We start from the raw sequence: 6,806 nt of genomic DNA, 5'->3' as shown, positions 1-6,806 counted from the left end.
GCCGGATCCCTCGGGATCCGGCTCTCGTGGAGGTATGGGGTGAGTAACGGGACTTGAACCCGCGACATCCGCGACCACAACGCGGCGCTCTACCAGCTGAGCTATACCCACCATGGGCCTCACGGCCGGGGACGAGTGTAGTGGTGTCAGGCCTCGGCGGCAGAATCGGTATCCGTCTGCGGGCCGGGGCGGTCGGGACCGAGCCCGGTGATCGACCCGCCGTGCCGCTCGGCGGCGACCTTGGTGGCTGCGCTGTCGGGCCCGGGCAGCGGCACGAAGACCGTGTCGCGGTAGTAGCGGAGCTCCTCGATGCTCTCCTGGATGTCGGCCAGCGCCCGGTGGTTGCCGCGCTTGGTCGGCGCCCCGAAGTAGGCCTTGGGGTACCACCGGCGCGCGAGCTCCTTGATCGAGCTGACGTCGACGATCCGGTAGTGGAGGAATGCGTCGAGCTGCGCCATGTCGCGGGCGAGGAACGCCCGGTCGGTCGCGACCGAGTTGCCGGCGAGCGGCGGCCGGCTCTCGGCCGGGCAGTGCGCACGGAGGTAGGTCATGACCTCCTCCTCGGCCTCGGCGAGCGTGACCCCGCCCTCGAGCTCGTCGAGCAGGCCGGAGACCTCGTGCATGTTCCGGACGAAGTCGATCATCTGGTCGAGGGCCTCGGCGGGCGGCTTGACGATGATGTCGACGCCGTCGCCGAGCACGTTGAGGTCGAAGTCGGTGACCAGGGCCGCCACCTCGATCAACGCGTCAGCGCCGAGGTCGAGCCCCGTCATCTCGCAGTCGATCCACACCAGTCGGTCGTTCACGAGGCGCAACCCTACGCCGTACGACGACGCGCGGCTGACCCTCGTCCCGCCGGTGCGGGACCTTTGCCTCTCACCGACCTCTCAGATGCGTGGCCTACCGTAGGAGCATCATGAGTGGGGCGGTGCACGGGTGGCTGGGGCTGATCGCCCGGTTGGTCACCGGTGGTGTCTGGATCGCTGCCGGAGCCCTCAAGATCACCGACCCGGCCGGCAGCATCGCCGCCGTCCGCGCCTACGAGCTGTTGCCCGGGTCGCTGGTCGAGCCGATCGGACTGGCGTTGCCGGCCGTCGAGCTGGTCGTCGGTCTCGCTCTCGTGGCCGGCGTCTTCACCCGCGGTGCCGCGCTCGTCTCGGCCGTGCTGTTCGTCGCCTTCGTGATCGGGATCGTCTCGGTGTGGGCGCGCGGCATCGAGATCGACTGCGGGTGCTTCGGCGGCGGCGGGCCCAAGGAGGACGCCGCGTCGTCGTACCCCTGGGAGATCGCGCGCGACCTCGCGCTGTTCGCCGCCTCCGGCTACCTGATGATGGTGAAGCGCACCCGCCTCGCCGTCGACAACCTGCTCTTCCCGGACCGCGCCACCGCCAGCGAGGTCCCCGACCCCGACCCCGACCCCGTCGAACAAGGAAGCTAGATGTCCTCGAAGTCACCGTCGTCGTCCAAGGCCGCGGCCCGCGCCGCGAAGGCCGCCGAGCTGCGCGCCGCGCAGGAGCGAGCGGAGAAGCGCCGCCGCCTGCTGATGATCGGCGGTGTCATCGCCGTCTTCGTGCTCATCGTCGGCACTGCCGTCGCCGTGACCCTGCTCAGCCGTGAGGACGTCGAGGCGCCCGCCGCCGGCGAGAACGAGTACGGCGTGACCATCGGCGACCCCGATGCGCCGCACGAGGTCGTCATCTACGAGGACTTCGTGTGCCCGTTCTGCGGGCAGCTCGAGGCCGCGACCCGCGAGGAGCTCGCCGACCTCGCCGCCGAGGGCAAGGTGCTCGTCGACTACCGCCCCTTCGACCTCCTCAGCGGTGTCGTCGGCGACTACCCGATCCGCGCGACCAACGCGTTCGCCGTGGTGCTCGAGGAGTCGGGTGCCGAGGTGGCGAAGGAGTTCCACGACCTGCTCTACGAGGAGCAGCCGAGCGAGAGCGGCCCCTTCCCGAGCGACGACGACCTGGTCGACCTCGCCGTCGAGGCCGGTGCCGAGGAGGCCGACGTGCGTGAGGGCATCGAGAGCCTGGCGATGGAGGACTGGGTGACCAAGGCCACCGAGGCCGCCGCCGACGCGAACGTGAGCTCCACCCCCACCGTCCTCATCGACGGCGAGGAGCTCACCGGCTACCGCTCGGTCGAGGACCTCGCCGACCAGATCCTCGAAGCGGTCGAATGAGCCGGCTGCGCGAGGGCTTCGTCGCAGGCCTCCCGAAGGCCGAGCTGCACGTCCACCACGTCGGGTCCGCGTCGCCGCGGATCGTCAGCGAGCTCGCGTCCCGCCATCCTCGCCAGGACGGTAGCGGGGTGCCGAGCGACCTGGACGAGCTGCGCCGGTTCTTCGAGTTCCGCGACTTCGCCCACTTCATCGAGGTCTACCTGGCGGTGGTCGACCTGGTGCGGACCCCGGAGGACATCCGCTACCTCACCTACGAGATCGGACGCGAGCTCGCCGAGGCGCAGTCGGTGCGCTACGCGGAGCTGACGTGCACGCCGTACACCTCCGTCCTTCCGCACGACGACGGCCGTGGGATGGCGATCGAGGCCTACACCGAGGCGATCGAGGATGCGCGGGTCGCCGTCGAGCGCGACTTCGGCCTGGTGCTGCGGTGGATCTACGACATCCCCGGCGAGTCCGGGCTGCCGGCCGCCGACGAGACGCTGCGGTTCGCCCTCGATCACGCCCCGGAGGGTCTGGTGGGCTTCGGCCTCGGCGGTCCGGAGGTCGGTGTCGACCGGCCCCAGTTCAAGCCCGTCTTCGACGCGGCCCGGGCCGCCGGGCTGCACTCGGTGCCGCACGCCGGCGAGACCACCGGCCCGGAGACGATCTGGTCGGCGCTGCGCGACCTGGGCGCCGAGCGGATCGGCCACGGCACGTCCGCGGCCCAGGACCCGACCCTGCTCGCCCACCTCGCCGCCGAGGGCATCCCGCTCGAGGTCTGTCCGTCGTCCAACGTCGCCACCCGCGCGGTCGCGTCCCTCGCCGAGCACCCGCTCCCGGCGTTCGTCGAGGCCGGGGTCGTGGTGACCATCAACTCCGACGACCCGCCGATGTTCGGCACGACGCTGAACAAGGAGTACGACATCGCCGCCGACCTGCTCGACCTCGACGAGTCGGGTGTCGCTGACCTCGCCCGGGCCGCCGTACGGGCCTCGTGGGCGCCGGCGGACGTGCAGCAGCGGATCCTCGGCGAGATCGACGCGTACGTCGGCGGCTGACGGCCGGCGATCAGTCCGACCGAGAAGACATTGGGCCCCGGGGGCTCATACTCCCCGGGGCCGGGTCAATTCTGGCCCGCGAGTTTGGCAGATCAGCGGAGGCGCGCCGTACCCGGGCAGGGTGGCGCGCCACTACCTCGGCGTTCGGTCTGCTGCGTCGGCGCTATGACCAGTCACTGCACCGAGGGAGTGTGCCGAAGACCGTGGGAGTGGACCGAACACTGAGTTACAGCGCCCACAGCGCCGACCAAGTGCCCCCGGCAGGAGTCGAACCCGCAACCAGCCGGGTAGAAACCGGCGGCTCTATCCATTGAGCTACGGAGGCTGGTGTGTCACACCGATGGGAGTATCCCACCCGGCAACAGGTCAGCCGCGCAGCCGGGCCATCCACTCCTCGACGGCGTCGGGCTCTCTGGGGAGCGCCTCCGACAGGTTGCGCACGCCGTCGCCGGTGACGACGACGTCGTCCTCGATCCGGATGCCGATGCCGCGCAGCTCCTCCGGGACGAGCAGGTCGTCCTCCTGGAAGTAGAGGCCGGGCTCGACGGTCAGCACCATGCCCTCGGCGAGGATGCCGTCCTTGTAGGACTCCGGGGCGGCGCGGCCGCAGTCGTGCACGTCCATGCCGAGCATGTGGCTGGTGCCGTGGAGGGTCCACCGTGCGTAGACCCGCGACTCGGGGTCGAGTGCCTCCTCGACCGACACCGGGAGCAGCCCGAGGTCGCCGAGGCCGTGCGCGAGCACCGCCATCGCCGCGTCGTGACCGGCCGTGAACTTCACGCCCGGCCGGAGTGCGCCGATGCCGGCCTCCTGGGCGCGGAGCACGAGCGTGTAGAGGTCGCGCTGCAGCGGGCTGAAGGTCCCGCTGACCGGCATCGTGCGGGTGACGTCGGCGGTGTAGAGGTTGTGGCCCTCCACGCCCATGTCGCAGAGGACCAGCTGGCCGGGGACGATCGGGCCGGAGTTCTCGATCCAGTGGAGCGTCGTCGCGTGGGAGCCGCCGGCGACGATGGAGTCGTAGCCGAGGTCGTTGCCCATCGCGCGGGCACGGCGGAAGAAGGTGCCCTCGAGCCAGCGCTCGCCGTACTCCAGGACCTTGTCCCACTCCGCGACGGAGTCCTCGAAGCCCATCGTGGTGATGTCGCAGGCGGTCTGGAGCTCGCCGATCTCCCACTCGTCCTTGACCAGGCGCATCTCCGAGACGACCCGCGCCAGGTCGCTGTCGAGGGTCTCGTCGGCCGCGACCAGGGCGTCAACGTCGCCCGAGACCCCGCGATGGACCCGGGTCTTCGCGGACGTGGACAGGTCGTCCGCCAGCGAGTCGACGTGCTTCACCGGCAGGCCCAGGGAGGCCTCCAGCTCGCCGAGCGAGGGACGACGACCGGCCCACAGGGCGCCGTACTGCCGGTCGCGGAAGAACTCGTCGCTCTCGCGCCCGGACCGCGGCCGGGCGTAGAGAACCGAGGAGCCGTCCGGCTCGATGACCAGGACCGCGTCGGAGGTCTGGTTCCCGGAGAAGTAGGTGTGGGCGGTGTCGGACCGGAAGCGGTAGTCGGTGTCGGCAGCACGCACCTTGAACGTGCCGCCCGGAAGGACCAACCGCTCTCCGGGGAAGGCCGCGGCGAGCCGGGCTCGACGCTCCGCGGCGTACGGCGTGATGGAGTGCGGGGCGACCTCGCGCTCGCGGTCGTCCCAACCGGTGCGCATGAAGGCGGCATAGGCCTCCGGGACGGCTGGGTCGTGACTCTCGGTCTTGGGCTCCTTGGGGACGTCGTTCACGCCGTCCACCGTACCTCGCAGGGATCACGCCGGATCGGTCCGGCAGAGGCTGCCCGATAGGCTTCCGCCCATGCCAGGAGTACGCCGCGACAGTGTGGCCTTCACGGTCGTGGTGACCGTGGCGGTCGTCCTCGGCGCGCTCCTGATGCTGCTGATCCTGGCGCTCTCCGGTGCTCCCGGCATCCTGCTGCTCGCCACCGCGCTGGCCGCCCTGCCCGTCGGACCGGTGGTCGCCGTCTACCTCTGGCTCGACCGCTACGAGCCCGAGCCCAAGCACCTGCTCGCGTACGCGCTGCTGTGGGGCGCGTTCGTGGCGACGATCGCCGCCCTGGTGGTCCAGGGCGTCGGTGGCTTCGTGGTCGGCCTCGCCGACACGGTGTCGCTCGCGGTGGTGGCCCCGCTCACAGAGGAGGCCAGCAAGGGTCTGTTCCTGCTGCTCCTGCTGTGGTGGCGTCGCGCCGAGCTCGACGGTGTGCTCGACGGGATCGTCTATGCCGGCCTGGTCGGCGTCGGGTTCGCCTTCACCGAGAACATCCTCTACCTCGCCGCTGCCTACAACGGCACCGACGGCACCGGCCCCGGAGGGGTCACCGGCGTGACCACGATCTTCGTGATCAGGTGCGTCTTCAGCCCGTTCGCGCACCCGCTGTTCACCGCGTTCACCGGGGTCGGGCTCGGGCTCGCCGTCATGTCGCGCAACCCGGCGATGCGGATCCTCGCGCCGGTCGGCGGCTACGCCTGCGCGGTGCTCGCGCACGCCCTGTGGAACGGCTCGACCGTCTTCGGCTTCGGGAGCTTCGTGCTGGCCTACCTCGTGCTGATGGTCCCGGCGTTCGTCGGCATGACCTGCCTGGCGGTGTGGGCTCGCACCAAGGAGCGGCACATGCTGACCCTGGCCCTCGACGACGCGGCGGCGCGGGGGCTGATCCCGGCGACCGACATCGGCTGGCTGGTCGACCTCCGGGCCCGCCGGATCGCCCGGCGCCATGCCCGAACCGAGGGCGGTGACCAGGCGGCGAAGGCGATGAGGGACTATCAACAGGCTGCGATCGAGCTCGGGTTCCTGCACCATCGCCTGCTGCGCGGCACTGCTCCCAAGGACTGGCAGGCCCGTGGCCAGGAGTTCCTGGTACGTATCCAGGCGACCCGCCCGGGGTTCGCCTTCCCCGGACAGGTGGTACCCCAACGATGAGCCCGTCCCACAGGGACTCCAGCGCCGACGAGATCACCGGCAGCAAGATGCTGACCGGTCTGGTCCGGCTGCGCGGTGCCCTGCAGGCCGCCGCTCTGCCGCTCGACCTCCCGGGAGTGGCGGCGCTGCGCGACCACCGCCAGCAGGTCATCGACCAGCTCGAGGACTACGTGATCCCGCGGTTGATGTCGCTGGACGCGCCGCTGCTGACCGTCGTCGGCGGTTCGACGGGTGCCGGGAAGTCGACCCTCGTCAACTCCCTCGTCGGGCACCGGGTCACCACGCCGGGCGTGCTGCGCCCGACCACGCGCTCGCCCGTGTTGGCCCACCACCCCGACGACGGCAAGTGGTTCGGCCAGGACCGGCTGCTGCCGGACCTGAAGCGGGTCGACCACCCGACCAACGACCACGACTGCATCCAGCTCGTCCCGACCACGTCGGTGCCGAAGGGCATCGCGATCCTCGACGCACCCGACGTCGACTCGGTCGAGGAGCGCAACCGGATCCTCGCGGGCCAGCTGCTCTCGGCCGCCGACCTGTGGCTGTTCGTGACCTCGGCCGCGCGCTACAGCGACCAGGTCCCGTGGGAGTACCTCAAGCAGGCGGCCGGCCG

Annotated in this window: 7 protein-coding genes and 2 tRNA genes; 5 read left to right on the top strand and 4 right to left on the bottom strand. The window is 70.9% G+C overall.

Features of this window, described 5'->3' with window-relative positions; translation table 11 throughout:
* Nucleotides 1-35: 35 nt before the first annotated feature.
* Together H0488_RS21010 and orn are read right to left on the bottom strand one after the other, a co-directional pair.
* Nucleotides 36-111: transfer RNA gene (locus tag H0488_RS21010), tRNA-His, on the bottom strand.
* Between the two features lie 35 nt (nt 112-146).
* Entirely contained in the window at nt 147-806 is a 660-nt protein-coding gene (orn, locus tag H0488_RS21005) for an oligoribonuclease (protein ID WP_183101167.1), read from the bottom strand.
* Nucleotides 807-916: 110 nt separating this feature from the next.
* Here orn and H0488_RS21000 point away from each other — a divergent pair, with 110 nt between their 5' ends.
* From H0488_RS21000 to H0488_RS20990, 3 genes are read left to right on the top strand one after another with little or no spacing between them, the layout of a single operon-like run.
* Nucleotides 917-1,438: a MauE/DoxX family redox-associated membrane protein gene (locus H0488_RS21000; RefSeq protein WP_183101166.1), complete on the top strand. Its 522-nt coding sequence runs from the start codon at nt 917-919 to the stop codon at nt 1,436-1,438.
* Nucleotides 1,439-2,182 carry a DsbA family protein gene (locus H0488_RS20995; RefSeq protein ID WP_183101165.1) on the top strand — a complete coding sequence of 248 codons (744 nt, stop codon included), beginning with the start codon at nt 1,439-1,441 and terminating at the stop codon, nt 2,180-2,182. It abuts the gene before it with no gap.
* The gene (locus H0488_RS20990) at nt 2,179-3,222 is read left to right on the top strand and encodes an adenosine deaminase (protein ID WP_183101164.1); all 1,044 of its coding nucleotides are present in this window, start codon (nt 2,179-2,181) and stop codon (nt 3,220-3,222) included. Before H0488_RS20995 ends, H0488_RS20990 begins: the two co-directional genes overlap by 4 nt.
* Before the next feature lie 252 nt (nt 3,223-3,474).
* Here the strand turns inward: H0488_RS20990 and H0488_RS20985 are convergent.
* Both H0488_RS20985 and H0488_RS20980 read right to left on the bottom strand, forming a co-directional pair.
* Nucleotides 3,475-3,547: transfer RNA gene (locus tag H0488_RS20985), tRNA-Arg, on the bottom strand.
* 41 nt (nt 3,548-3,588) lie between these two features.
* Nucleotides 3,589-5,001: an aminopeptidase P family protein gene (locus H0488_RS20980; protein ID WP_312856461.1), complete on the bottom strand. Its 1,413-nt coding sequence runs from the start codon at nt 4,999-5,001 to the stop codon at nt 3,589-3,591.
* 70 nt (nt 5,002-5,071) lie between these two features.
* Here H0488_RS20980 and H0488_RS20975 point away from each other — a divergent pair, with 70 nt between their 5' ends.
* Nucleotides 5,072-6,193 carry a PrsW family intramembrane metalloprotease gene (locus H0488_RS20975; protein ID WP_183101163.1) on the top strand — a complete coding sequence of 374 codons (1,122 nt, stop codon included), beginning with the start codon at nt 5,072-5,074 and terminating at the stop codon, nt 6,191-6,193.
* Between the two features lie 47 nt (nt 6,194-6,240).
* On the top strand, nt 6,241-6,806 hold a 566-nt coding region (locus H0488_RS20970), incomplete at its 3' end, for a dynamin family protein (protein ID WP_246372606.1).

Origin of the sequence: Nocardioides pelophilus, assembly GCF_014180685.1 — a bacterium.
In the GTDB taxonomy this organism is placed as follows: Bacteria; Actinomycetota; Actinomycetes; order Propionibacteriales; family Nocardioidaceae; genus Nocardioides; species Nocardioides pelophilus.
This window is presented reverse-complemented; position numbering and strand designations above follow the sequence as displayed.

What these genes read in the sequence shown, in the direction of transcription:
- H0488_RS20975 (WP_183101163.1), top strand. Translation starts at nt 5,072, where the DNA reads ATGCCAGGAGTACGCCGCGACAGTGTGGCCTTCACGGTCGTGGTGACC.
- H0488_RS20990 (WP_183101164.1), top strand. Translation starts at nt 2,179, where the DNA reads ATGAGCCGGCTGCGCGAGGGCTTCGTCGCAGGCCTCCCGAAGGCCGAG.
- H0488_RS21000 (WP_183101166.1), top strand. Translation starts at nt 917, where the DNA reads ATGAGTGGGGCGGTGCACGGGTGGCTGGGGCTGATCGCCCGGTTGGTC.
- H0488_RS20995 (WP_183101165.1), top strand. Translation starts at nt 1,439, where the DNA reads ATGTCCTCGAAGTCACCGTCGTCGTCCAAGGCCGCGGCCCGCGCCGCG.